A 236-nucleotide genomic window follows, 5' to 3' on the forward strand; every position below is an offset into this window, starting at 1 on the left:
GTTCATTCGACACCTTCTGGTACGTATCGAAACGCTTCAGCACGGCGTCGGCGCCTTCCTGATCGTTCAGTTCGATCAGCGAGGAGTAGGTTGCCAATGCGAGACGCAGACGCAGTAGCTGGCCAGCGCTGCCTTCGAGATCCGCCACGGCGGGCGTATCGACGGTGTACATCTGTTGCAGCGACGCATTGCTCTCACGCAGCGATAACAGCCCCGCCGCCGCGCCGATCAGCAAT

General features: G+C 60.6%; 1 protein-coding gene. It reads right to left on the reverse strand.

All coding sequences use genetic code 11. The annotated features are described in order from the left end of the window. Nucleotides 1-236, reverse strand: a 236-nt coding sequence (locus SB753_RS41345) for a Tar ligand binding domain-containing protein (protein ID WP_410805725.1), incomplete at both ends; no start/stop codon positions are given.

This window comes from Paraburkholderia sp. SIMBA_053, assembly GCF_046534895.1.
Taxonomy (GTDB): Bacteria; Pseudomonadota; Gammaproteobacteria; order Burkholderiales; family Burkholderiaceae; genus Paraburkholderia; species Paraburkholderia caledonica.